This window comes from Paraburkholderia sp. JPY465 (assembly GCF_050436725.1).
Classification (GTDB): Bacteria; Pseudomonadota; Gammaproteobacteria; order Burkholderiales; family Burkholderiaceae; genus Paraburkholderia; species Paraburkholderia youngii.
Genome location: NZ_JBNDMT010000002.1, coordinates 402,347 through 427,121 on the forward strand (window position 1 = coordinate 402,347; position 24,775 = coordinate 427,121).

The 24,775-nt window shown below is 65.5% G+C and carries 25 protein-coding genes and 1 pseudogene; 12 read left to right on the forward strand and 14 right to left on the reverse strand.

Annotation, left to right across the window (positions count from 1 at the left end):
- Positions 1–23 precede the first annotated feature (23 nt).
- The gene (locus QFZ94_RS03930) at positions 24–1,310 is read left to right on the forward strand and encodes an MFS transporter (RefSeq protein ID WP_429455655.1); all 1,287 of its coding nucleotides are present in this window, start codon (positions 24–26) and stop codon (positions 1,308–1,310) included.
- Positions 1,311–1,327: 17 nt separating this feature from the next.
- Here QFZ94_RS03930 and QFZ94_RS03935 read toward each other — a convergent pair whose 3' ends face one another.
- The 10 genes and pseudogenes from QFZ94_RS03935 to QFZ94_RS03980 all read right to left on the reverse strand — a co-directional run bounded on the left by QFZ94_RS03935 (position 1,328) and on the right by QFZ94_RS03980 (position 13,845).
- Positions 1,328–2,422: an AI-2E family transporter gene (locus tag QFZ94_RS03935; RefSeq protein ID WP_429455656.1), complete on the reverse strand. Its 1,095-nt coding sequence runs from the start codon at positions 2,420–2,422 to the stop codon at positions 1,328–1,330.
- A 249-nt stretch (positions 2,423–2,671) separates the two neighbouring features.
- On the reverse strand, positions 2,672–2,854 hold the full coding sequence (locus QFZ94_RS03940) for a CsbD family protein (protein WP_368581940.1): 183 nt from the start codon (positions 2,852–2,854) through the stop codon (positions 2,672–2,674).
- Between the two features lie 177 nt (positions 2,855–3,031).
- Positions 3,032–4,309: a hypothetical protein gene (locus tag QFZ94_RS03945; RefSeq protein ID WP_429455657.1), complete on the reverse strand. Its 1,278-nt coding sequence runs from the start codon at positions 4,307–4,309 to the stop codon at positions 3,032–3,034.
- On the reverse strand, positions 4,309–5,952 hold the full coding sequence (locus QFZ94_RS03950; RefSeq protein WP_429455658.1) for a hypothetical protein: 1,644 nt from the start codon (positions 5,950–5,952) through the stop codon (positions 4,309–4,311). Before QFZ94_RS03950 ends, QFZ94_RS03945 begins: the two co-directional genes overlap by 1 nt.
- A gap of 337 nt (positions 5,953–6,289) precedes the next feature.
- A complete protein-coding gene (locus QFZ94_RS03955) occupies positions 6,290–7,462 on the reverse strand; it encodes an enoyl-CoA hydratase/isomerase family protein (RefSeq protein ID WP_429455659.1) in 1,173 nt (390 codons plus the stop codon).
- Positions 7,459–8,259, reverse strand: a complete 801-nt coding sequence (locus QFZ94_RS03960; RefSeq protein ID WP_429455660.1) for an enoyl-CoA hydratase — start codon at positions 8,257–8,259, stop codon at positions 7,459–7,461. The genes QFZ94_RS03955 and QFZ94_RS03960 overlap by 4 nt, the downstream gene beginning before the upstream one ends.
- The gene (gene mmsB, locus QFZ94_RS03965; RefSeq protein ID WP_429455661.1) at positions 8,256–9,173 is read right to left on the reverse strand and encodes a 3-hydroxyisobutyrate dehydrogenase; all 918 of its coding nucleotides are present in this window, start codon (positions 9,171–9,173) and stop codon (positions 8,256–8,258) included. Before mmsB ends, QFZ94_RS03960 begins: the two co-directional genes overlap by 4 nt.
- Before the next feature lie 40 nt (positions 9,174–9,213).
- Positions 9,214–10,756: pseudogene (locus QFZ94_RS03970) on the reverse strand (CoA-acylating methylmalonate-semialdehyde dehydrogenase).
- Positions 10,757–10,906: 150 nt separating this feature from the next.
- Entirely contained in the window at positions 10,907–12,598 is a 1,692-nt protein-coding gene (locus QFZ94_RS03975) for an AMP-binding protein (RefSeq protein ID WP_429455662.1), read from the reverse strand.
- A 113-nt stretch (positions 12,599–12,711) separates the two neighbouring features.
- Positions 12,712–13,845 carry an acyl-CoA dehydrogenase family protein gene (locus QFZ94_RS03980; protein ID WP_429455663.1) on the reverse strand — a complete coding sequence of 378 codons (1,134 nt, stop codon included), beginning with the start codon at positions 13,843–13,845 and terminating at the stop codon, positions 12,712–12,714.
- A 221-nt stretch (positions 13,846–14,066) separates the two neighbouring features.
- Between QFZ94_RS03980 and QFZ94_RS03985 the strand changes: the two genes are divergently transcribed.
- The 7 genes from QFZ94_RS03985 (at position 14,067) to QFZ94_RS04015 (ending at position 20,900) form a co-directional block, all read left to right on the forward strand.
- Positions 14,067–15,113: an AraC family transcriptional regulator ligand-binding domain-containing protein gene (locus QFZ94_RS03985; RefSeq protein ID WP_429455664.1), complete on the forward strand. Its 1,047-nt coding sequence runs from the start codon at positions 14,067–14,069 to the stop codon at positions 15,111–15,113.
- A gap of 84 nt (positions 15,114–15,197) precedes the next feature.
- Complete coding sequence (locus tag QFZ94_RS03990) at positions 15,198–16,889, forward strand: NfeD family protein (RefSeq protein ID WP_429455665.1); 1,692 nt, start codon at positions 15,198–15,200, stop codon at positions 16,887–16,889.
- A complete protein-coding gene (locus tag QFZ94_RS03995; protein ID WP_368581929.1) occupies positions 16,886–17,656 on the forward strand; it encodes a slipin family protein in 771 nt (256 codons plus the stop codon). The genes QFZ94_RS03990 and QFZ94_RS03995 overlap by 4 nt, the downstream gene beginning before the upstream one ends.
- A 226-nt stretch (positions 17,657–17,882) precedes the next feature.
- Positions 17,883–18,149 (forward strand): DUF4148 domain-containing protein, encoded by a 267-nt coding sequence (locus tag QFZ94_RS04000; RefSeq protein ID WP_368581928.1) that lies wholly within the window; start codon positions 17,883–17,885, stop codon positions 18,147–18,149.
- A gap of 139 nt (positions 18,150–18,288) precedes the next feature.
- Complete coding sequence (locus QFZ94_RS04005) at positions 18,289–18,783, forward strand: YaiI/YqxD family protein (protein ID WP_410848322.1); 495 nt, start codon at positions 18,289–18,291, stop codon at positions 18,781–18,783.
- 163 nt (positions 18,784–18,946) lie between these two features.
- Positions 18,947–20,248, forward strand: a complete 1,302-nt coding sequence (locus tag QFZ94_RS04010) for an NCS2 family permease (protein ID WP_429455666.1) — start codon at positions 18,947–18,949, stop codon at positions 20,246–20,248.
- Positions 20,249–20,366: 118 nt separating this feature from the next.
- On the forward strand, positions 20,367–20,900 hold the full coding sequence (locus tag QFZ94_RS04015; RefSeq protein ID WP_429455667.1) for a cytochrome b: 534 nt from the start codon (positions 20,367–20,369) through the stop codon (positions 20,898–20,900).
- 25 nt (positions 20,901–20,925) lie between these two features.
- Here QFZ94_RS04015 and QFZ94_RS04020 read toward each other — a convergent pair whose 3' ends face one another.
- Positions 20,926–21,216, reverse strand: coding sequence for a DUF1488 domain-containing protein (locus QFZ94_RS04020; RefSeq protein ID WP_013092011.1), 291 nt, complete (start codon positions 21,214–21,216; stop codon positions 20,926–20,928).
- A 305-nt stretch (positions 21,217–21,521) separates the two neighbouring features.
- Here QFZ94_RS04020 and QFZ94_RS04025 point away from each other — a divergent pair, with 305 nt between their 5' ends.
- The gene (locus QFZ94_RS04025; RefSeq protein ID WP_410848319.1) at positions 21,522–21,830 is read left to right on the forward strand and encodes a 2Fe-2S iron-sulfur cluster-binding protein; all 309 of its coding nucleotides are present in this window, start codon (positions 21,522–21,524) and stop codon (positions 21,828–21,830) included.
- Positions 21,831–21,891: 61 nt separating this feature from the next.
- On the opposite strand, the gene QFZ94_RS04030 is transcribed toward QFZ94_RS04025, so the two are convergent.
- The 3 genes from QFZ94_RS04030 to QFZ94_RS04040 form a co-directional block, all read right to left on the reverse strand.
- The gene (locus QFZ94_RS04030) at positions 21,892–22,086 is read right to left on the reverse strand and encodes a YqaE/Pmp3 family membrane protein (RefSeq protein WP_013092013.1); all 195 of its coding nucleotides are present in this window, start codon (positions 22,084–22,086) and stop codon (positions 21,892–21,894) included.
- A gap of 36 nt (positions 22,087–22,122) precedes the next feature.
- Positions 22,123–22,314 (reverse strand): DUF1653 domain-containing protein, encoded by a 192-nt coding sequence (locus QFZ94_RS04035; protein ID WP_429457697.1) that lies wholly within the window; start codon positions 22,312–22,314, stop codon positions 22,123–22,125.
- Between the two features lie 94 nt (positions 22,315–22,408).
- Positions 22,409–23,053, reverse strand: a complete 645-nt coding sequence (locus QFZ94_RS04040; protein WP_429455668.1) for a helix-turn-helix transcriptional regulator — start codon at positions 23,051–23,053, stop codon at positions 22,409–22,411.
- Positions 23,054–23,288: 235 nt separating this feature from the next.
- Between QFZ94_RS04040 and QFZ94_RS04045 the strand changes: the two genes are divergently transcribed.
- The 3 genes from QFZ94_RS04045 (at position 23,289) to infA (ending at position 24,703) form a co-directional block, all read left to right on the forward strand.
- Complete coding sequence (locus tag QFZ94_RS04045) at positions 23,289–23,507, forward strand: hypothetical protein (RefSeq protein WP_368581922.1); 219 nt, start codon at positions 23,289–23,291, stop codon at positions 23,505–23,507.
- 500 nt (positions 23,508–24,007) lie between these two features.
- Positions 24,008–24,289, forward strand: a complete 282-nt coding sequence (locus tag QFZ94_RS04050) for a hypothetical protein (protein ID WP_429455669.1) — start codon at positions 24,008–24,010, stop codon at positions 24,287–24,289.
- A 135-nt stretch (positions 24,290–24,424) separates the two neighbouring features.
- Positions 24,425–24,703 (forward strand): translation initiation factor IF-1, encoded by a 279-nt coding sequence (gene infA / locus QFZ94_RS04055; protein ID WP_008924062.1) that lies wholly within the window; start codon positions 24,425–24,427, stop codon positions 24,701–24,703.
- Positions 24,704–24,775 lie beyond the last annotated feature (72 nt).

Sequence of the window (24,775 nt, forward strand, 5' to 3'; positions counted from 1 at the left end):
CAACAACAAAGGGAAATCAACCGATGTACTCAATCACTGCACGGCACGAACGCCATTTGCTGTGGGTGCTCGCGCTCACGCAGTTCACCATCATCATGGACTTCATGGTGATGATGCCGCTCGGCCCGCAGATCATGAGCGCGTTCCAGATCGCGCCGGCCGCGTTCGCGACGGCGGTGTCCGCGTATTCGTGGTGCTCGGGGCTGTCGGGTCTGTTCGCGGCGACCTATATCGACCGCTTCGACCGCCGCCGTCTGCTGCTCGCCATCTACGCGCTGTTCGTGCTGTCGAACCTTGCGTGCGCGCTCGCTTCGAGTTTCGCGCTGCTGCTCGCCGCGCGCGCATTCGCCGGCATCACGGGCGGCGTGCTCGGCTCCGTGATCATGGCGATCGTCGGCGACGTGATCCCGCTGCAACGGCGCGGCGCCGCGACCGGCACGATCATGACCGCGTTCTCGCTCGCGGCGATCGCCGGCGTGCCGGCCGGCGTGATGCTCGGCGCGCAGTTCGGCTGGGCCGCGCCGTTCTTCCTGCTGGTCGCGTTGTCGCTGCTGGTGTGGTTCGCGGCCTCGCGGCAGGTGCCGTCGCTGGCCGCGCATCTGAGCCGCAGACAGCCGCCGCTCGCGGAAGTGCTGCCCGAGCTGTGGAGGCTCCTGAGCAACCCGCGGCATCTGAATGCGTTCGCGCTGACGTTCGTGATGATGATTGCGCACATGCTGGTGATTCCGTTCATCTCGCCGATGCTGGTCGCCAATCACGGGGTCGCGCCGCGTCAGCTGTCGTGGCTGTATATGGGCGGCGGTGCGGCGACCTTCTTCACGTCGCGGCTCGTCGGCAGGCTCGCCGACCGCTTCGGCACGCAGCGCGTGTTCCGCTGCGCGGCGCTGCTGTCGTTCGTGCCGGTGCTGTTCGTCACGCATCTGCCGGACCTGCCGTTCTATGCGCTCCTGCTGTTCTTCCCGTGCTTCCTCGTGGTGATGAACGGCCGCATGGTGCCGATGCAGGCGCTGCTGACCACGGTCCCCGAGCCCGCCCGACGCGGTGCGTTCCTGAGCGCGAACAGCGCGCTGCAGGCGCTCGGCACGGGCACCGGCGCGTGGCTCGGTGGCCTGATGCTGAGCACGTCGGCCGATGGCCGCATCGCCGGGTATGGAACCGTCGGCTGGACCGCGGTGGCGGTCGCGTGTGCGGCGGTGTTGTGGGTCTCGCGTGTGAAGGCCGCGCCGCGCGAAGCGGCGCCGGCCAGCGACGCTGGCGCGACGATGCCTCGCGCTGCTGGCCTCGAAGCGCACATCGCCGGAGAAGGTTGACGATGCAAGGCCGCGCGCTACGTCTCGTCGTCGGTGCTGCCGGTCAGCGCGCGCCGCGCGGCTTCGCCCTGCTCGTGCGACGCCGCGTAAAACACGCGCGCGCGGCCAATCACGATTTTTAGCGTAGCGATCACGGGCACCGCGAGAAAGATCCCGGCGACGCCGCCGAGCTGGTCGCCCGCGAGCAGTCCGACGATCACCAGAAACGGACTGACCTCGACGCCTTCGCTCATCAGATACGGATTGAGCACGTAGTCCTGGAACAGCCGGTACAGGCCGATGAAAATCACTAGCCACAACAGGTGCGGATAGCCGCTGAACACCGCAACCACCAGCGTGATCGCGACTGCCGCCAGCGGCCCCGCGAACGGCACGAATTCGAGCAGCCCCGCGCTGACCGCGAGCAGAAACGCATACGGCACGCCAAGCAGCGAGAACGCGATGCCGTAGCAAAACAGCGTGGCGAGCGACAGGAACAGCAGCGCGCGCACGTACTTCGACAGCAGCACGTTCACATCGTCGACGATCTCGTTCCACAGCACGCGATGCCGCCGGTTCAGCAACGCGAGAAACGCGTCGCGCATCCGTTCGCCGTCCTTGATCAGCAGGAAGCTCAGGATCGGTATCAGCACCAGATAGATCAGGTTGCTCGCCGCATGCACGACCCCGAGCCCGAGGCTGCGCGCCAACGGCACGGCCTTGTCGGAGCCGGTCTCGATCTGGCTGCGCAGGAAATCGACGATCCGCTCGCGCAGCGGTTCGAGAAAATGCGGCAACGGCAAACGGTTCGGTACGTCGGTGCGTAGCAGCCCGGGCAATTGCGAAAAGAGGCGCGTCGCCTGATCCTGCAATTCCACGCCGAACACCGAGCCGACCACCGCGAGCAGCGCAACCACGACGACGAACACGACCGCGATCGACATCACGCGCGGCACGCGGCGCGGCCTCACGCGTTCGACCAGCGCGACCATCGGGTAGATCAGATAGCTGAAGAACACCGCGAACACGATGACGAGCACCGTCGTCGACGCGACATAGATGACGAAAAACAGCAGCGCGAGCAGAGACGCGGTCCAGACCTTCCTGGCCGCGCCGACGTCGAATCCCAGCATGAAGCGTCCTCGAATGAGCGATGCGGTACCGACGCAAGGAATGCGCCGGCCGACTCTGGACCGTAACAGAAATTTACACGATACGTGTGTCGAATACCGCGCCGCGAGGGCGCGACGCGACGAGCACCGACGGCGTGCGAGGCGCTACGCACGTGGTGCGTCAGTGCACGAATCGCGTGCCTGACTTTGATGCGCCCGAAACCGGGCAGTCCGGATAGGTAACGCTGGGGTACGCGAAACCGCGACGCGCTAGCTCTTCACGCGCTCACGTTCCTCCTGGGCTTCTTCGGCGATCCTCGCCTGGATTCTGCCGGCGATCTTCTCGGCCGCTCCTTCGGCCTGCTTCGCGCGATTGCCGGTGACCTTGCCAATCGCTTCCTTGACGGAGCCCTTGAGCTCCTTCGCTGTACCTTCTTCTCGATTCCTGTCCATGGTGCCTTCCTGCTAGGTTTGACTGTGGAGTTGCCTCTGGCGTTGCAACGAAACAGCCAACGTACGGCGCGACGCGCCTCGTGATGGCGCGGATCCCTTCTGACGAAACGATCCGCGTCGGAGCAACCTGAAAATTCCTAGCATGCGACGTTCCCGATACTCATGCGCCGCACTTCGTCACTTGACCGTGACGGTGCCCTTCGCGGCGTCGCTGGCGGCATCCTTGCCTTGAGCCGGTTCAGGATGATCGCCTTTCGGGCCGTGAAAGATATGCTGGAATAGTTCCTTGTTCTTTGCGCCATTCAAAAGGTTCCGCAGCGCGGCATCGTCATCCGCGGGCTTGAACGAAAGCACTCGCTTGCGGTAGCGCTCCCTGCGTTCGTCGAGCATGTAGCTCGCCGGTAACGGCAGTTCCCGGCTGCCCACATCGAGATCGATGCCCTCGAAGGTCAGCAGCCCCGCATCGTGATTGATGAAGCACGCGGGAGGCTTGGTCCGGTCGATCACATAGACGCACTGCTTCTGCAGATTGCCGGCCTCCGGCAGCTTGCCACGGAAGATCTTGTCCCGCAGAAAAGTGCACATTTCTTCCCAGCACTCCGCGGTGGATTTTCCCTTCGCGCAAGACCGCAAGATTTCGGCTTTCAGAATGTCCTCTGGCACGGCATAGTAAATCGGATAACCGGCCCTCAGGTAAAGTTGTAGTTGAAACACTTCGTAACAGCGCCCCAACGCATGGATCGACGGTACGAGCAAAGACCTTTCATCCGACTCGTCACCTTCGCTGGGTCCGATCGCCGTCTGGCTGCGAATCGACGGATGGTCCGGCAGCCCTGAATTCTCCGGTTCCGGTTGTCCGCCGCCCCACAGGATCAGATCGCGAAACAGGATCATCGGCAGGAACGAATGGACGATCAGATCCGTCGACGCCCGGCGTTTGGCGCGCTCGTTCGCATCGGCTTGCGCCGGCAACGAAGGATGCCACTTGCGCGACGAGCGCACGATATCGCCGATCGCCTTCGCCACGCAGATGCCGTTCGGCAGTCCGCCGCCCTCTTCGTCGGCCCAGGTCTGCACCAGATCCCACGGCTCGCCGATCGGCACGCCGAGGAAGTAAAGACCCAGCGACACCGCGGTCAGCAACTCGACATAGAACTGATTCGCCTGATAAGGCGCTGCCGGAATGCCCCGCATCAACTGCGGGTCGGCGAGCAGCTTCTTGCCCGAACCGACCTTGCACAGCGCGCTGGCGCAGGCCTTGAGCCGGTCGACGAGAGCGCGCACGTCGCGATCGGCAAGCGGCGACTGCCCGCCGACCAGATGATGCCTGACCATCAATGAAATCGGCGTCGTGAAATTCGAGCGGTCCGTGGTTTTTGTCGGCACCACGATGGACATCACCAGGTCGCTGATGATCTCCAGGTCGGCCAGCATCGCATCGATGGAAGTACTCATCATTCAACCTCCGCTGCGATCTCTTTGATCGACGGATCGTGTTGGCCGTCGATCGTCGCCGTCTGCGTCGGCTCGGACGCGGCGATGATCGCCACGGCATACCGGATCAAGCCCTTGCAGCGTGCCGCCAGTACTTTCTTGCGAATGCCCGACGGCGCGTCGCCCTCGTTCGCCCACTCCTTGAATCCGAGTCTGTCGAGTATGTGATCCTCGTTCTGTCCGAAGGTGGCGGCGCCGTCCGCGGGTATGGCCTGATGGGCGTCGGTCAGGCAGGTGCAGATGTACTCCTCGGCGGTCGGGCCACGCGCGGCCAGCGTTTGAATTTCGCGCTTGGCCCAGCGTGCGAGCGATACCGAGATCTCATCCATGTCATGCGTCAGGTTGCGCACCTTGACGTCCCTGCCGCGATCGTCGCCGAGAATCTGATAGACGGTCCGGTCGACCACATGCAGCCACAGCGAGGTCTGCGCAATGCGGATCTTGTGTTCGCACACGAGCTCTTTCGAGTCGCCCTCGAGCGCGCGCCGGACGTGCCACAACACGACGTAATGCCATACGAGGCCGATGAACTTGCCGAAGAAGAGTGCCTTGTCCTGCATCGATTCGTCGTGGAACTCGGGATATTCGAGCGGCGTCACCAGCGTCATCTTCGTGCGCGCGCCTTCCTTCAAGGTCCGATACAGCGTCGCCGCAGGGCTGTTGCAATACTCGTCCCACGACTCGCGCGCCCACCATTGCTTGTCGATATCGAAGAAACGATAGATCGAGAAAATGCCTTTCTCCGACTCGTGAACGTTCGCCGCGCCGCCTTGGGCCTGATGCGCCCCACCCGGCTGCGAACGCTTTCTCTCATCCGCGCGGGACTGGTCGCGGTTTGGGTCGCGATAAGCGTCGTAAATCACGCGAAGACCGTAGCGGGTTCCCATCGCGTTATCGATACTGGCCACCTTGTCGCTGAGTTCCTTGCGGATGGTCTCGAGCACCGCTTCCTGCTCATCGACGAGCTTGCGCTGCTGCTCGAGCGCGGAATAGTGTTCGGCGGCCACATAGATCGCGGCGAGCGCCAACGCGAGTACGACCGCATCGGTATAGCCCTCCCATATTTCTCCGCCGAACAGCAGTACCGCGGGGAAATAGCAGAACACGGGAATCCACCAGCGCGACACGAACCACTTTCGCAGCCTGCCGATTCCCCCCTTCGAACGGGAGATGCTTGCGGGCGCGGGTTCCCCTTCCTCTTCCGCGATGCGTTTGCGCTCTTCGAATTCACGCTCCGCGATCGTCCGAGCCCGCTCTTCCTCGCCACGGCAAATGTGCACGTAGAAAACCAGGAACGTGAAGGCCGTGACCAGCAATGCGAGCAGCCAGCTCTCGCCTATGCTGGTGGCGCGCTCCGCGTCGCTGACTTCCTTCATCACCGCGACGACCTTGTTAAAGCACTCGATGCCGGGAGGAAAGCAATTCGCACCCGGCACGCGATGCGAAAAGGTGAGTACCCAGTAGACGATGCTGCCCGCCACCACCACCATGCCGCCTAGCGCAGTGAGGACGAGCTTTGTTGCACTGGGGCCCTGCTCGACGCGGGAATCGGGTTTGTCGCCGAAGCTTTTGGAGCGGCGATTCTCATCTGACGGCTTTTCCATACGCATTGCCTCCTGATCCGATCAAGAGCACGAGAATGCGGAAACGGTGACGTTTGAACGCACCGTAGGTCGGAAGAGCGCCCGTGATGAGGGCTGTGAGCAGGCTATGCCAGTCGGGACGGGGCTGAACTCTCCATCTAAGATTGCGCCCAGGTGGATGTCAATTAGCGCGCGCGGTCTGTGTGCGCCAGACCACAATCGGCGCCGGGCGGCTGACGGGTGGGACGTCCGGAGCCGTGATGCCAGGCAGAGCTAAGGCCGCTGGCGCTCCAGGCTGGCGCGCGGACGCCGGGCCCCGCTCGCCGCTCACCATGCGGCATGCGCGATGCCGCACAAGTCAGTCGCCATGATCCGCGCCCAGCCCCGCCAGCGGATGAGCGTCGCCTTGCCACGGCGAGCTCAGGAAATGCCGCACGCGCTCGGGTTGCACCTCGGCGAGCGTCGCCGGCGACCAGCGCGGCCGGCGGTCCTTGTCGATCAGTTGCGCGCGCACGCCCTCGCGGAAATCGCCTTCCTTGATCGAGCGCTTCACGATGCCGAGCTCCATCCGGAAGCATTCGGCGAGCGTCATCTGCCGGCCGCGCAGCAGCGCTTCGCGCGTCACGTGCAGCATCGTCGGCGAATGGGCGCTCAGTGCGTCGAAGGTCGCTTGCAGCCATTGCCGCACCTCGCGCGGCGGTTCGCGTTCGAGATCCTGACGCAGCGTCGCGACGATGCGCTCGACGCCCGAGCGCCGGTCGAAGTGGCGCAGTATCAGTTGCGTCAGCACGCCGAGCGGCGCGTGCGGCACGATATTGCACGGCGGCTCGAATACGGCGCGCAGCGCGTCGATACGCCCGGTGTCCGACGTGTCGTGCGGCATGCGCTGCAACCGCTCCTCGAAGCTCGCCAGCCAGTCGGCCGGCACGCACAGGTCGGCCAGTTGCAGGCGCATCGCGTCGGCGCCCGCTAGCGTCGCGCCAGTCAGCCCGACATACAGCGCAAGCTCGGCCGGCATCACGCTCAGAAAATGGCTTGCGCCGACATCGGGAACGAAGCCGATGCGTGTTTCCGGCATCGCGATGCGGCTGCGCTCGGTCACGATGCGCAGCCGCGCCGCCTGGCCGAGGCCCATGCCGCCGCCCATCGCGATGCCGTCGAGCAGTGCGACCACCGGCTTCGGAAACATATGCAACGCGTAGTCGAGCCGGTATTCGTCGACGAAGAACGCGAGCCAGCGCGGATCGCCCTGAGTTGCGAGCCGATGCACCTCGCGCACGTCGCCGCCCGCGCAAAAGCCCTTGTCGCCAGCGCCCTTCAGCACCAGCGCGACGATCCCGGCATCGGTGCGGCAATGCTCGACCAGCACTGCGAGCTCGCGCACCATCGCGTGCGACAGTGCGTTGAGCGCGGCAGGCCGGTTCAGCGTGATGATCGCCACGCGGTTGACGATGCGAAACAGCACGTCCGCTTCGGCCTGCGAATTCGACGCGTCGCGCGTTTCGACCACAACGCTTTGCAATGTGCTCATCGCTGCGTCTCCCGTGGTGCATGGCTCGTCTGCCAGCGCGGCGCGCGTTTTTCGAGGAACGCGTTGACGCCCTCGCGCTGATCCGCGCCATCGAACAGATCGACGAAACGCTCGCGTTCGAGCGCGAGCGCGGCGGCGCGCGGCACGCCATGCCGCGCCTGATGGATCAGCTCCTTGCTGAAGCTGACCGCCTGGGGGCTCAAACCGGTGACGCGCTGCGCCATCTTCAGCGCGGCTTCACGCGCGGCGCCGCGCTCCACCACTTCTTCGACTAGACCGATGCGCAGCGCGCTCGCCGCATCGACGCGCTCGCCGGTCAGAATCATCCGCTTGGCCCAGCCTTCACCGACGAGCCACGGCAGCGTCTGCGTGCCGCAGCCGCAAGGCAGCAGGCCGACCGCGGTCTCGGGCAGCGCCAGCACCGCATGCTGCTCGGCGATGCGGATATCGCACGCGAGCGCGCATTCGAGACCGCCGCCCATCGCGAAGCCGTTGAGCGCCGCGATCACGACAGGCCGCGCATTCTGCAGCGTTTCGAACGCCGCGCCGAAGCGCGCCGCCGCGGTGCGCGCGACTTCCCGATCGCCGTCGGCGAACGTGTTCAGATCGGCGCCCGCGCTGAAGAACTTCGGGCCGTCGCCGGTGATCACCAGCGCGCGCACGCGCGCATCGGCGTTCAACTGCTCGACGGTGCGCTGCAATTGCAGCAGGCCGTCGGGCGTGAAGGCGTTCGCGGGCGGCCGTTTCAACGTGATCAACGCAACGGCGCCGTCGTGCGCGTGATCGAGCTCGATCATTGCGCGCCTCCCTGGCCGTCACCGCCGCGCTCTCGCGAGCGATACAGCTTGATCACCGCCGAAAAGTCCAGACGTCCCGCGCCGTTCGTGCTCATCGTTTGATAAAGCTGCTGCGCGAGCGCGCCGAGATAGACCGGTTGACGCACGCCGCGCGCGGCATCGGTGGCGAGGCCGAGGTCCTTCAGCATCAGGTCGGTGCCGAAGCCGCCGGTATAGCCGCGCGACGAAGGCGCGGTTTCGATCACGCCCGGCATCGGGTTATACGTGTCCGAACTCCAGCAACGCCCGGTCGACGTGTTGATGATGCTGCCGAGCACCTTCGTGTCGATACCGAGCGCCTCGCCGAGCGACATCGCCTCCGCGACGCCCGCCATCGAGATGCCGAGCACGAGGTTGTTGCAGATCTTCGCGACCTGGCCGGTGCCGGTATCGCCGCAATGGACGATGTTTTTTCCCATCGCCAGCAGAACGGGTTTCACCTGCTCGTATGCGCTCGCGCTGCCGCCGACCATGAAGGTCAGCGTCCCCGCGGCCGCGCCGCCGGTGCCACCCGAGACCGGCGCATCGACGAAGCTGTTGCCATGTGCCGCGGCGAGTTCGGCAAACGCCTTCACGCTGGCGGGATCGATGGTGCTCGAATCGATGATCGGCACGCCCGGCGCGATGCCGGCGAGGATGCCGTCGTCCGCGACGAGCACGCTGCGCACGTGAGCCGCGGCGGGCAGCATCGTGATCACGCATTCGACGTCGCTCGCGGCCGCCTTCGGCGAGCCGGCCGCTTGCGCGCCCGCGTCGACGAGCATGCGCACGGCCTGCGCGCTGAGGTCGAACACGTTGAGCGCCTGGCCCGCCTTCAGCAGGTTCAGCGCCATCGGCGCGCCCATGTTGCCGAGTCCGATAAAGGCTATTTTCATGGTGTCGTCTCCGTATGTGCGTTCAATGCGTTCAATGCGTTCAATGCAGGCGGATCGTCGTGTTGACGCCGTCGTTAACGGTGTCGTCGTCGAACCAGCGCGCGGTGACCGTCTTCGTCTGCGTGTAGAACTGCACGACCTGCTTGCCGTACGGACCGAGATCGCCGAGTTTCGAGCCGCGCGAACCGGTGAAGCTGAAAAACGGCACCGGCACCGGAATCGGAATGTTGATGCCGACCTGGCCGATATCGATCTCGCTCTGGAACTTGCGCGCCGCCGCGCCGCTTTGCGTAAAGAGGCCCACGCCATTGCCGAACGGGTTCGCGTTGACGAGCGCGATCGCATCGTCGAGCGTCGCGACGTTGACGACCGCAAGCACCGGTCCGAAGATTTCGGTGCGGTAGATTTCCATGTCGGTCGTGACGTCGCTGAATACCGTCGGGCCGATGAAGTTGCCCTGCTCATAGCCCCGCACGCTCACGTCGCGGCCGTCGAGCGCGAGTGTCGCGCCCTCCTTCACGCCGGCGTCGATCAATCCGAGAATGCGCTCTTTCGCCGCGCGCGAGACGACCGGCCCGACATCGGTGCCCGGCTCGTGACCCGCATTGACCTTCAGCGTCTTCGCCTTCGCAACCAGCTCGGGCAGCCACTCGCGCGCGGCGCCGACCAGCACCGCCACCGAAGTCGCCATGCAGCGCTGCCCGGCCGCGCCGAACGCGGCGCCCGCGAGCGCGTTGAGCGTCTGTTCGCGATTCGCGTCGGGCAGCACGACCGCGTGGTTCTTCGCGCCCATCATCGCTTGCACGCGCTTACCGTGTTCGCTGCCGAGGCGATAGACGTGCGTGCCGACCGCCGTCGAGCCCACGAACGAAATCGCCTTTACCAGCTCATGCGTGCACAGCGCATCGACCACTTCCTTGCCGCCGTGCACGACGTTCAGCACGCCCTTCGGCACGCCCGGCTTCGAGCGCGAGTTCGACGAGCTGCATCGTCGACAGCGGGTCCTGCTCGGATGGCTTCAGCACGAAGGTGTTGCCGCACACGAGCGCCATCGGGAACATCCACAGCGGGATCATCGCGGGGAAATTGAACGGCGTGATGCCGGCGCACACGCCGAGCGGCTGACGCAGCGTGTAGGTGTCCACGCCACCAGCGACGTTCTCGGCGAATTCACCCTGCTGCAAGGTGCCGATCGAACACGCGTGCTCGACGACTTCCAGGCCGCGAAAGATGTCGCCCTCGGCATCGGGAATCGTCTTGCCCTGCTCGGCCGACAGCGTCTTCGCGATGCGCGGCATATGCTCGCGAATCAGCGCCTGGTACTTCAGCATGATGCGCATGCGCGCGCCGATCGGCGTGTCCTTCCACGTTTTGAACGCGGCGTGCGCGCTGCGCACCGCCGCGTCGACTTCCGCGACGGTCGCGAACGGCACGCGGGCGAGGACCGCCTGGGTGGCCGGGTTCACGACGTCGCGCCACTCGGTCGTCTTCGATTCGACGAACTCGCCGTTGATCAGCAGTTTGACGGTGGCCACGGCGCCGGCAACGTCGCGGCTGGTCTCGTTCGAAGCAAGGGTGCTCATGCTGAAACTCCTGTGCGATGGCCGCGCGGCGGCCGGACAGCGATAGGGAAGAAAAAACGGTGCCCCGACGCGTCGAATCCGAAGCTCGAATTCAACACGTGCGATTCAAACCGGTGCGGGAAAACCAGCAATAGCGAGGAATAAAGGCAGTCAACGCAAGTCGGGAAAATCCTCCTCCCAGTACTCGTCGGGCAGACGCGCGGGCTCGGCCGTGCGCTCCATTTCGCGGCGCCGCAACTCGACGCGGCGGATCTTGCCGGAGATCGTCTTCGGCAGTTCGCTGAATTGCAGACGACGAATCCGCTTGTACGGTGCGAGTTTTTCGCGCGAGAACGCGAACACCGCGCGCGCGAGTTCGGGACCGGCTTCATAGCCCTGACGCACGGTGACGAACGCCTTCGGCACCGACAGGCGCAACGCGTCCGCGCTCGGCACGACGGCCGCCTCGCCGATCGCCTCGTGTTCGATCAGCACGCTTTCGAGTTCGAACGGACTCAGGCGATAGTCGGACGACTTGAACACATCGTCCGAGCGGCCGACGTACACGTAGTAGCCGTCGTCGCGACGCAGCGCGACATCCGACGTGCGATAGAAGCCGTTGCGCATCGCCTGGGCGGTCGCGTTAGCATTGTTCGCGTAACCGGTCATCAGGCCGAGCGGCCGTTCGGCGAGCGGCAGCGCGATTTCGCCTTCGGTCACGGGTTGGTCGTCGGCATCGAGCAGTTCGACGCGGTAGCCGGGCAGCGGACGCCCCATCGAGCCGGCCACGACCGGCTGGCCCGGCGAATTGCCGATCTGGCAGGTCGTCTCGGTCTGACCGTAGCCGTCGCGGATCGTGATGTCCCACGCGTGCTTGACGCGCTCGATGACCTCCGGATTCAGCGGCTCGCCCGCGCCGACGATCTCGCGCAGCTTCACCGGATAGTCGCCGAGCGGCTCCTGCACGAGCATGCGCCAGACGGTCGGCGGCGCGCACAGCGTGGTCACGTTGAAGCGCACGAGCGCGGCGAGTGTGTCTTTGGGCACGAAGCGCGGGACATTGAACACGAACACGCAGGCCTGCGCGTTCCACGGCGCGAAGAAGCAGCTCCATGCGTGCTTGGCCCAGCCCGGCGAGCTGATGTTCCAATGGATGTCGCCGGGTTGCAGGCCGATCCAGTACATCGTCGACAGATGCCCGACCGGATAGCTCTGATGTGTATGCTCGACGAGCTTCGGCTTCGACGTGGTGCCGGACGTGAAGTACAGCAGCATCGGATCGCTGGCGTGGGTGACGCCGTCCGGCGTGAGATCCGGCGCCGCCTCGTACGCGGCGGCGACATCGATCCAGCCGTCGCGCGGGGCGCCGACCGAGAAGCGCGTGAGCGGCACTTCGAGCGCATCGAATTTGCCCAGCTCCGCGCTGTCGACCACGGCGAACTTCGCGCCGCCGATCTGCACGCGGTCGCGCACGTCGTCGGCCGATAGCTGCGTGGTGGCGGGCAGCACGATCGCGCCGAGCTTCATCGCGGCGAGCATCACGTCCCATAGCTCGACGCGGTTCGGCAGCATCAGCAGCACACGGTCGCCTCGACCGACGCCCGCGCCGCGCAGAAAGTTCGCCATCCGCGACGAGCGCTCCGACATCTGCGCGTACGACAGGCGCAGGCCGTCGCTGGAAGGATCGTCGACGATCCACAGCGCGGGGTTGTCGTTGTTGCGCGCGATCGCGTCGAAGTAGTCGAGCGCCCAATTGAACTCGTCGAGCGCCGGCCAGGTGAATTCGCGGTACGCGCGCTCGTAGTCGGTGCGATGGCGCACTAGCAGATCGCGCGCTTCGAGAAAGGCTTTCGCTGCTGTCATCGTCGTCTCCTGTTCGGCGCAGGGCGCGCTCGGTTTTTTTGCCTCTGGTTTTTGCCGCCGCGACGCTCAACGAAGCATTCGCAGCCAGGCTATTGTGCGCTCAAACGCCGCCCTCAAACATGGCGCGCGATCACCATCCGCTGCACTTCGCTCGTCCCTTCGTAAATCTGCGTGATGCGTGCATCGCGATAGTGACGCTCCACCGCATAGTCCTCCAGATAGCCGTAGCCGCCATGAATCTGGATCGCGTTCGAGCAGATCTGCTCGGCCAGCTCCGACGCGAACAGCTTCGCCTGCGACGCCTCCGACAGACACGGCCGCCCCGCCGAGCGCAGCCGCGCCGCGTGATGCACGAGCAGGCGCGCGGCGTTCAGCCGCGTCGCCATGTCGGCGAGCATGTTGGCGATGGTCTGATGGTCCTTCAGCGGCTTGCCGAACTGTTCACGCTCGCTCGCATAGCGGCGCGCGGCATCGAACGCGGCTCGGGCGATGCCGACCGCCTGCGCGGCGATGCCGATGCGCCCGCCTTCGAGATTCGACAGCGCAATGCGCAGACCCTCGCCCGGTTCGCCGAGCAGATTGGCCTCGGGCACCGCGCAGTGATCGAGCGAGATCGGACAGGTGTCGGACGCGCGAATGCCGAGCTTGTGTTCCGGCCGGCCGACCTCGAAGCCCGGCGTCGCGGTCGGTACGATGAAGGCCGACAGGCCGCGCTTGCCGCGCTCGGGATCGGTGACCGCAAACACGATTGCGAGCCCGGCGCGCGCGCCGTTGGTCACGAACTGCTTGCTGCCGTTCAGAACCCACTGCCCGTCGTGCAGCTGCGCGCGGGTGCGCAGATTGTTCGCCTCGGAGCCTGCCTGCGGCTCGGTCAGGCAGAACGCGCCGATCGTGCAGCCAGTGGCAAGGTCGCGCAGATAGCGGTCCTTCTGCGCGGCGCTGCCGAAGTTCAGGATCGGCGCGCAGCCGACCGAGTTGTGCACACTCATCAGCGTCGCGCAGGCGGCGCAGCCCGCCGCGATCTCTTCGAGCGCGAGCGCGTACGCGACGTAGTCGGTGTAGGAGCCGCCCCACTCGGCCGGCACCATCATGCCCAGAAAACCGAGCTCGCCCATCTGCGCGACGACCTCGGCCGGCAACTGCGCGTCGCGATCCCATTGCGCCGCGTGCGGCGCGAGACAGTCGGTCGCGAAGTCGCGCGCGGCGTCGCGGATCATCCGTTGTTCGTCGGTGTAGAAGCTGTCCATGACTGCGTCCTCGTGGGTGCTGACGGCCGTGCTGGCGATCTCGGTGATGCGGCAAGTGTAGGCAAGCGGCTCGCGCCACTCGATGCTCGCTGCGCTCACATTTGCTGAGCGCTTTTGCCATACTGCTACCATGCGCGTGCATCGGGCCTCGTCATTTCAGGGGCTTCGCGAACCACGAGCCAACCGATGCTGAGCGCTTTTGCCAGAAAAACCGAATTCCGATGAAAAGCGACAAAGGCACGATCTCCGTCAGTCTCGTCGAGGAAACGCTCGCGCTCGCGACGGCGCGCGGGCTCGATGCTGAAGCGTTCGCCGAAGCAGCCGGCATTGCCGCGCCGATGCTCGCGTCGCCGAAAAGCCGCGTGTCGTCGGCGCAATACGGCGCGCTGTGGGCCGGCATCGCGCGCGCGCTCGACGACGAGTTCTTCGGCCAGGACTCGCATCCGATGAAAAGCGGCAGCTTCATCGCGATGACGCAGATGGCGCTCGGCGCGCGCAACGGCGCGCAGGCGCTCGCGCGCGCGGTCGGCTTCATGCGGCTGGTGCTCGACGACCTCGGCGCGACGATCGACACCGACGCCGAGCGCGTGCGCCTGAAGTTCGTCGAACGCGCGGGCAAGCGCAAGCCGGCGATGTTCGCTTACGCGACGTATTTCATTCTCGTGTACGGGCTTGTCTGCTGGCTCGTCGGCCGGCGCATTCCGTTGCTCGAAGCGCGCTTTCGCTGCACCGCGCCTCCGGCCGCGCACGAATACCGGCTGATGTTCTGCGAAGACATGTATTTCGACGAGCCCGAATCGTACGTCGATCTCGATCCCGCGTTTCTGGAACTGCCAGTGATTCAGACTTCGCGCTCGGCGCGCCCGTTTCTGCGCGATGCGCCGGGCAGCTTCATCGTCAAGTACCGCAATCCGGGTTCGCTCGCCGCGCGCGTGCGCAAGGCGCTGCGCGCGCTGCCGATGTCCGGCTGGCCCGCGGCCGATCAGATGGCCGCGCGACTGCACGTTGCCGAGGCGACGATGCGGCGGCATCTGAAGCAGGAGGGCCACACGTATCAGTCGATCAAGGACGCGCTGCGGCGCGACATCGCGATTGCCGAACTGCAACTAACGCAGCGCACGATCGCCGATATCGCGAACGCCGTCGGCTTCGCCGAGCCGAGCGCGTTTCATCGCGCGTTCCGCAAATGGACCGGCATGCGCCCGACCGACTATCGGCCGGCCCGGGCCGCGGGGCTCGATCTCACGCGTCGCGCCGAATCGGACTAAGCTTTAAGCGGCAACCGGCCAGCCTTGATCGAGGTATGGGCCCGCGCCGCCGGTTCGCACCGGCTGGCGCGACGGCCGTCAGCGATGAACACGACTCCGCGTCTCCCGCTCCGGCAGTCCGGTCCGCGCACGCCGCTTATCCACGGCGGCATCGCGGGCCGTTTGATGCGCGGCATCGCCGTGCTCGGCGTGCTTTGCGCGTTCGGCTTCGCGACGTGCGGAGCGCTGGCGCCGCTGCAAGCGGCCAATGCGGCGCGCGTGGCCAACGTTGCCGCCGCAACCGCCGACAGTGTCGAGGTGATTCCGGTGAACGGCGCAATCGGGCCGGCCAGCGCCGATTTCATCGTGCGGGGCTTGCAGCGCGCGGCCAGTCAGCACGCGCAGCTCGCAGTGCTGCAACTCGATACCCCCGGCGGCCTCGATACGTCGATGCGGCAGATCATCAAGGCGATCCTCGCGTCGCCGGTGCCGGTCGCGACCTTCATCGCGCCGAGCGGCGCGCGCGCCGCCAGCGCCGGCACCTACATCGTCTATGCGAGCCATATCGCCGCGATGGCGCCGGGCACCAACCTCGGCGCCGCGACGCCGATCCAGATGGGCATCGGCGGTAACGAGCCGCCCGCCGGCGGCCCGCCGGGAATGCCGGGCACACCAGGAACACCCGGAACACCCGGAACACCGGGAACGCAGGGCACCCCAGGCACGCCGGGACTGCCGGACATGCGCACGCTGCCGGGCGGCGCGTCCGGGCCCGCGTCCGCGTCGGCGCCTGGGTCGCCCGGCGCGTCATCCGAAGCCGCCAGCGCGCTGCCGCTCGACACCCAATCGACCGAACTGCGCAAGCAGGTCCACGATGCCGCCGCCTACATCCGCGGCCTCGCGCAGATGCGCGGGCGCAACGCCGACTGGGCCGAGCGCGCGGTCCGCGAAGCGGTCAGCCTGTCCGATGAAGAGGCGCTCGCGCAGCATGTCGTCGATATCGTCGCGCGCGACGTGCCCGACCTGCTGCGCCAGCTGAACGGCCGCACAGTCGTCACGAGCGCCGGCAGCGTCACGCTGCAGACCGCGCATGCGCCGCTGATCACGCTCGAACCCGACTGGCGCAGCCGCTTCCTCGCCGTGATCACCGATCCGAGCGTCGCGCTGATTCTGCTGATGCTCGGCATGTACGGCCTGTTCTTCGAATTCGCCAATCCGGGCTTCGTGCTGCCCGGCGTGGTCGGCGCGATCAGCCTGCTGCTCGGTCTGTTCGCGATGCAGATGCTGCCCGTCAGCTATGTCGGCCTCGGGCTGATCTTTCTCGGCATCGCCTTTCTGATCGGTGAAGCGTTCCTGCCGACCTTCGGCTCGCTCGGTTTCGGCGGCGTGGTCGCGTTCGTGGTCGGCGCCATGATGCTGATGGATACCGACGTGCCCGGCTACGGCATCCCGCTGCCGCTGATCGCCGCGGTCGTCGTGTTCAGCGTCGCGTTCGTGCTCGGCGTGTCGCGGCTCGCGCTGCGCGCGCGGCGCCGGCCGGTCGTGACAGGCTCGGAGGCGCTGATCGGCTGCGTCGGCGTGGTGCTGGACGGCGGCTTGCTGCCCGAACCCGAACACTCGGCCAGCGGCCCGCTTGGCGGCTGGGCGCGCGTGCACGGCGAGCGCTGGCGCGTGTCGAGCACGACGCCGGCCGCGCCGGGGCAGAGCGTACGCGTCACGGCGCGCAACGGCCTCACGCTGACCGTGGTGCCCGTCAAGCCAGCCGCCCCAATACAAGGACAAGGAGAACCCTCATGATCGGCTTCACATTCGGCTTCGGCAGCATCCTGATCCTGCTGGTGGCCGTGCTGATCGCGTCGTCGGTGCGGATTTTTCGCGAGTACGAACGCGGCGTCGTGTTCATGCTCGGCCGCTTCTGGAAGGTCAAAGGGCCCGGGCTGGTGCTGATCATTCCGATCGTGCAGCAGGCGGTGCGCATGGATCTGCGCACCGTCGTGTTCGACGTGCCGACGCAGGACGTCATCACGCGCGACAACGTGTCGGTGAAGGTCAACGCGGTCGTGTATTTCCGCGTCGTCGATCCGGAGAAGGCGGTGATCCAGGTCGCGCGCTACTTCGAGGCGACCAGCCAGCTGTCGCAAACGACGCTGCGCGCGGTGCTCGGCAAGCACGACCTCGACCAGCTGCTGTCCGAGCGCGAACAGCTGAACACCGACATCCAGAAGGTGCTCGACGCGCAAACCGATGCGTGGGGCATCAAGGTGTCGATCGTCGAGATCAAGCACGTCGATATCAACGAAACGATGATCCGCGCGATCGCGCGTCAGGCTGAGGCCGAGCGCGAACGGCGCGCGAAGGTGATTCACGCGGAAGGCGAGTTGCAGGCGTCGCGGCAGCTGCTCGAAGCGGCGCAGACGCTCGCGCGCCAACCCCAGGCGATGCAGCTGCGCTATCTGCAGACGCTGACGACGATTGCCGCCGACAAGAACTCGACGATCGTGTTTCCGCTGCCGATCGACCTGGTGAGCGCGGTGATGGAACGGTTCGGCAAGCCCTCGGCGTGATAGGACGAGATCTTGTCAGGACGCCCATTTGGCATCGACTAGCGCCGAAATTTTGAAGTTTTAGCCAAACCCGCCCGCTTCCGCGTTGCTTGCGCTCCGTGGGGAACTCGGCTCGCGGCGGGTTCGATCCGCCGGCAGAAATGGTGCGCCGCTTTCTACTGCTTTACCCGGCGCGCACCGAAAAATGACCAGGCCCGGCTGTTTTTCCGCTCCGCAGGAGCCCGCCATGAATCTGTTCTCCCGCATTGGACTCGGCACGCTGTTGGCCGCCGTAAGTATCAGCACCGTCTACGCGCAAACGGTGATGCAGCCCAACGACCCGTCGGCGCCGAAAACGCGCGCCCAGGTCCGCGCCGAACTCATCGAATGGCTTGCCGCCGGCTACGATCCGAACGACTGGGTCAACTATCCGGAGAACGCGCAGGAAGCCGGCCGGATCGTCGCGCAACGCCGCGCCGAACGGCAAGGCCTCGAACCGACGACAGTGCAGTAAAAGCAGTCGCTGCCGCACCCGCAGCCTGAATGCCGCCCGCCGCGGGCGGCAGGGAAGCCCTTTGCGTCGCGGCAAGGTATCATCCCGTCCTTCCACCCCCCACGCCGCAAACCAGCCGCACCTAGCCGGAACCCGCACCATGCCAATCTGGGTCGATGCCGACGCCTGCCCGGCCGTCGTCAAGGACATGCTTTATCGCGCGGCGCGCCGCACCGGCATGCCGCTGACGCTGGTCGCCAACGCGTTCCTGCGCGTGCCGCCGTCGCCGCTGATCCGCGCGATCCAGGTGCCGGCCGGCTTCGACGCCGCCGATCAGCTGATCGTCGAGCGGGTCGTCGCGGGCGACCTCGTGATCACCGGCGACATCCCGCTCGCCGCCGCCGTGCTGGCAAAAAATGCCCACGCGCTCGATCCGCGCGGCAACTGGTTCACGCCCGGCACGATCGAAGAACGGCTGCGCATGCGCTCGATGCTCGACCAGTTGCGCGCGAGCGGCGTCGACACGGGCGGTCCGTCCGCCTTCAGCGCGCGGGATGGCAAGACGTTTGCTGGCGAACTCGATCGCTGGCTCGCGCGTCATGCGCCGCGCGGTGATGTGCCGGCGTCACAGTCGCCCGGCAAACCGCCCGCCTGACGGGCCCGGCAGGCCTGCCGGGGCAGCCGCAAGCGAGGGGGCGCCGCCGTTGGTGTTTACAATTCCGCCGTAACACCGCCGCGCGGCCTGTTTTGCCGGGGCCGCGCGGAGACTGCCTCAATCACAAAAACACTTTCCGAACGACGAAAGAGAAACCCGCCCCATGGACTCGATCAAACGCTACTTCGGCTTCGACGCCGTCGACACCAACCTGCGCACCGAAGTGCTAGCCGGCGTGACCACCTTCCTGACGATGGCCTACATCATCTTCGTGAACCCGGCGATTCTCGGCGACGCCGGCATGCCGAAGAGCGCGGTGTTCGTCGCGACCTGCATCGTGTCCGCGCTCGCGTCGCTGATCATGGGGCTTTACGCGAACTACCCGATCGCGCTCGCGCCCGGCATGGGCCTGAACGCGTACTTCGCGTACACGGTCGTCAAGGGCATGGGCTACACGTGGGAGGCCGCGCTCGGCGCGGTGTTCATCTCCGGCTGCCTGTTCCTGATCGTCACGCTGTTCCGCGTGCGCGAGGTGATCGTCAAGGGCATCCCGCATTCGATCCGGATCGCGATCACCGGCGGTATCGGCCTCTTTCTCGCGATCATTTCGCTGAAGTCGGCGGGCATCGTGGTCGGCAATCCGGCCACGCTCGTCACGCTCGGCAATCTGCATGACGCGCACGTCGTGCTCGCGGCGATCGGCTTCTTCGGCATCGTCACGCTCGATCATCTGCGCGTGCGCGGGGCGATCCTGATCGGTATCGTCGGCGTGACGATCCTGAGCTTTTTCTTTGGCGGCAACCAGTTTCACGGCGTCTTGTCGATGCCGCCGTCGATCGCACCGACGCTGTTCAAGCTCGATATCCGCACCGCGCTGTCGAGCGGGATTCTGAACGTCGTACTGGTGTTCTTCCTCGTCGAGCTGTTCGATGCGACCGGCACGCTGATGGGTGTCGCGAACCGCGCGGGGCTGCTCGTCGAAGGCAAGATGCATCGGCTGAATCGCGCGCTGCTCGCCGACAGCACCTCGATTCTGGCTGGCTCGATGCTCGGCACGTCGTCGACGACCGCGTATATCGAAAGCGCGTCGGGCGTGCAGGCCGGCGGCCGTACCGGCGCGACCGCGATCACGGTCGCCCTGTTGTTCGTCGCGGCGCTGTTTTTCGCGCCGCTCGCCGAAGTGGTGCCGCCGTATGCGACCGCGCCCGCGCTGCTGTATGTGTCGTGCCTGATGCTGCGCGAACTGGTCGACCTGCCGTGGGACGACGCGACCGAAGTGGTGCCGGCCGCGCTGACCGCGCTGCTGATGCCGTTCACCTACTCGATCGCGAACGGCGTCGCGTTCGGCTTCATTTCGTACGCGGCGCTCAAGCTGCTGACGGGCCAGGCGCGCCAGGTGAAGCTGGTCGTATGGATCATCGCGGCGATTTTCCTGTTCCGATATTTCTATCTCGGCAGCGAGTGAGGATGTTGCGGGGCCGGGGGCGAATGTGTCGTCGGGTTCAGGGACCGTTTATCATCCGATCTTTCGAACGACGATCGCCCGGGTCGCAGCGACACGGGTCGCCGCCCCAGGAGCCGCCATGTCCTCATATAACCGCACGACGGACCGCTACACGAGGCCCGCGATTTTCTTCCACTGGATGATTTTTCTGCTGGTGGCGCTGGCCTATCTGGCCATCGAAATCCGCGGACCGCGCGGCTCCGAGGGCCGCGAGTTCTGGACCGGCGTGCATTTCTGGGCGGGCACGCTGGTGCTCGTGCTGGCCGTGCTCCGGCTGCTATGGAGACTGTGGGCTGGCGCGCCGGACGAACTCGAAAACAACCAGCTGCTCGCTTTTGTCGCGCGCGCCGCGCACCTCGCGCTCTATGTGTTCATCTTCGCGCAGCCGCTGCTCGGCATTCTGATGGTCAACGCGGGCGGGCGGCCGGTGTCGCTCGCCTGGACGGACATCAGCTTCACGCTGGTGCGAGCGGATTCGATCGCGCGGCCGCTGTTGAAGGACGCACACGAGTGGCTTGGCAACGTGTTCTACTGGGTGATCGGCCTGCATGCGCTCGCGGCGATCGCGCACCATGTGGTGTTCAAGGATCGGGCGCTGCGGCGGATCATTTGAAAGCGATGCGGCCGGCTGCGTGCAGTCAGTTACGCCAGTTCGCCTCGTAAAAACGCACGTAGCCGCTTCTGAGCACCAGACACTGCGCGCGCGTTTCCGACAACAGCCGGCGCGTGGCGGCCTCGATGCGCGGCCGGTGCGTGTCGAACGCAACGATCATGTCTTCCTGCCGGGGGGACGCGGCGCCGAAGTGATCCTCGAGCGCTTCCGCGGTGATCATGCACTCCACCCTCTGCCCATCGACCATTGCCGGAAACGCCAAAGTAAGTTCGCGACCTGAATATTCAGGGGCTTCGTTCGGAAATTGGATCTGCATGGGAGTCACCTGGAAGAGTGCGCACGCGATGCGCTCGGGTAATGCGCGCGCCGATTGTTTGCTATCGCGTCAGCCGCTAGTTCCTCCTTGTCCCATGCAGTCGACGCGGGCCGTCACCTCAAGGCGGCATAGTCAGTTCGCGCCACGCGGAGGTGAATTGATTCACTTTAGACGAGTTCGGGCGAGGTGCAAGATTTCCCCGATTTTTTCTTGAAGATGCGACTGATTTGCCTATGTTGCAGCGCGGCATCAAGCGGCGTCCGATCCCGTGTAAAGTGTCGCGCACCTGGTAACCGACCCGCACGATGTCCGCCCCCACCCGCCCGCCTGTAGTCCGCGTCGAACCGCTCGGCCAGAGCTTCGAAGCGCCCGATTCGCTGACGATTCTCGAAGCCGCCGCATTCGCAAATCTGCGTTTGCCGCGTTCGTGCCGCAATGGCACGTGCCGCACATGCTTGTGCCGGATGACGTCGGGGCGTGTGCGCTATTCGATCGAATGGCCCGGTGTGAGCCGTGAGGAAAAGGCGGACGGTTATATCCTGCCGTGCGTGGCGATCGCGGAAACCGACGTGGTGATCGAAGTTCCAGATGCGGTCGTGATACCGGTGAGGTGAATGATGGCGCGAGCGTGAGCGCGACGCGCCCACACTCGCCGACGGCTTCAGACGCCGCGTGTTACCGCCCGTTGCCCATCGCGCGGGCGATTTTCTTGTCCGTGTTGTACTGGCTCAGCGCATACACCGACCAGATGGCCGCCGGCACCCAGCCGATCACCGTGATTTGCAGAATCAGGCAGATGATGCCCGCAAACGGACGGCCGATCGTGAAAAACTGCAACCACGGCAGAATGATGGCAAGCAAAAGACGCATTCGGTTTTCCTGTTCCTGTCGTTAAGGCAGCATGCGTTAGTCCGAGCGGGACGCATCTGCTTCGTTGTTGAACTCATCGAGCGGCGCGAAGCGCCGCACCTTGACGCCGTCCTGCTCGACCAGCTCGAAAAACACCGTCGCTGGACGGGTCCAGATCGTACCATTGGCCGCCTTGTAGACGATCATCGTGACCGTCGGATCCGATTCGAGCGTGGCCTCGCAGACCAGCTCCTAAATGCCGCCTTTGTAGTGTCGGTAGCGCATCGCGTATGTCCTTATTTTGGGCGTCATCGAAGCATTTTCAAGCACGGCGCGCCTGAGCTCAGCCGCCCTCTTTCATCTGCTTCAGGATCTTGTAGACGGTCGCGCGACCCATCGTTAGCACCGCAGCGACGTAGTTCGCCGAACTGCGGCCGCGAAACGCGCCCTGCGCGTGCAGCGCTTCGACGATTTCACGCTTGTGCTCGCGCGTCAGCGCATTGATGCCGATCTGCCGGTCGCGCAACCACGTGTGCAGATACGTGTTGATGCGGTCCTGCCAGTCGTCGCGGAACAGATCGTCGCCGGGCGCGTCCGTCATCGTGCCGCCCTTGATGAACAGATCGAGCGTCGAGCGCACATCCTCGAACACCGCGATATTGAAGTTCACGCACAGGATGCCGGCGGGCCGGCCATCGTCGTCGAGCAGGATGTTGCTCACGCAGCGCATGCGGCGGCCGTCCCAGTTCAGTTTCTCGTAGGGACCGATGGTCTGGCCGCGCGCCGCGAAGTGCGCGTCGTCGAGCACCGACGGCGCGCCCACCTCGAGCCGCGACAGATTGTTCGCCAGATACGCGATGGTCTGATCGCGCAGATCGTGAATTACCACTTCGGCGCACGGATAGAGCAGCGCGGCGATGCCGTCGGCGATCGGCGCGTAGCGCTTCAACAGCAGGTCTTTGACAGGAGACACGTTCGGGTTGCGCATGGAAAAAACGCGAGGTTCGAGGGAGGCGGCGCGCGATCGCGGATGCCAGTTGCCAGATGCCAGCAGCAGGCTTCGGCGCGCATGCTCGGTCCGCCATTCAGGAAGCCGCCATTGTAGCGGCCTCGCGCGGGCGCCGCGAATCGACGCCAGACGGCAATTTTGTCGATCTCGCGAGCGCATTTTTTTCGTGCGATAAACACTGATCCACCGACATCCAACCGTCCGGAGCCAACCGATGGCCACACTCGAAGCGCTTCGCGCCGTGCTCGACGACACGCGTACGCCTGAGATCATTCGTAATCACATCATCGATTCGCTGCAGTACGCACTGCGCAACTATGGTCAGGTCTTCACGGCGAAGGAAGTCGAATGGCTGGCCAGCTGGAACGATGCGCGCTTGCCGCTGGCAGCCGCGCGCGAATTGCAGAAGCGCGTCGCCGAGACGTCGCGCTGACGCCCGCGAAGCCCCGTCAGGCGGGCGGTCCGGCCGTGTGCTGAAGTTTGCACTATCCAATCAGGCCTATTTCAGGCATCATATTGCAATAGTTGCACCTCGCACCCATATAGCACTGGCAGCACCAGGCAGTCTCAACCCGGCATCGCCGCACCACCCCCGACAGTTCGACCGCCCCTTATCGGCGATCCCGTCACTCCGGCAATGCGACGTCCGCATTCGCCGCCGCGAGAAGTACACCGAGCGGTTCAGCATCATGCGCCCGGCGCACGAATCGGCGCGCCGCTTCAGCGTTTTCGGTCGAATCCGCGTTTTCGCGCGACCGCTCGAGCCATTGTCATTGAGCCCGCCGGGTCTAGCAGGCCTGTGCCAACCATTTTCATCGCGGCGCGCCCATTGGTGCTGCGCCGCCGGTCCGCGTCACGACGCCTCGAGGAGACGTTGCCGCAAGCAGCGCCCCGCACGCGGCGCGCGGACCACGCAATACAGGACACGTTTTCATGAATTCAGCAGTCAGGACCTACAAGGGTTACGAAATTCACCCGCTCGTCTATCCGCGCCGCGCGGCGGGCGCGCAAGCGATCCGCAATCCTGGCGCCGGTTACGACGCGTCGGTGCGGATCTGCCGCGTCGGCGCCAATCCGGCGGCCGACGGCCGGGTGTTCCGTCTGCAGTATCTGTTTCCGTTCGACGGCATGGGCAAGGCGCGCATCGCGTGCATGGCGCATGCGGAACGGCTGATCGACGGCCAGGTGAGCGGTCAGTCGGTCACCGATCTTTGAGCGGCGTCATCGGCGCGTCACTCATGTCGCGCAGCGTGCTTGCGGGCGCCGCTGCTTTTCCAACGAATCCACAGTCGCGCCGCTCGCAATGCCCGCGGCCGATTTCCCCTTTATCCCATCGACCAGGAGTGATGCATGGCGAAAGAAGAACTGATTGAACTTGACGGTATCGTCGACGAAGTGCTTCCCGATAGCCGCTACCGCGTGACGCTCGACAACGGCGTCGTGGTCGGCGCTTATGCGTCCGGACGCATGCGCAAGAACCATATCCGTATTCTCGCGGGCGATCGCGTGACGCTCGAAATGTCGGTCTACGACCTGACCAAGGGACGGATCAATTTCCGCCACAAGGACGAACGCCCGAGCGGCGGCGGCGCGCCACGGCCGGCGTCGCAGGGTGCGCGGCGTAGATAAGCAGTGGTGACGGCGCCGCCCAGCGTACCTGCGATGCCATGCAGGTGACGCGGGCAGCCCGCCCGAGCATCA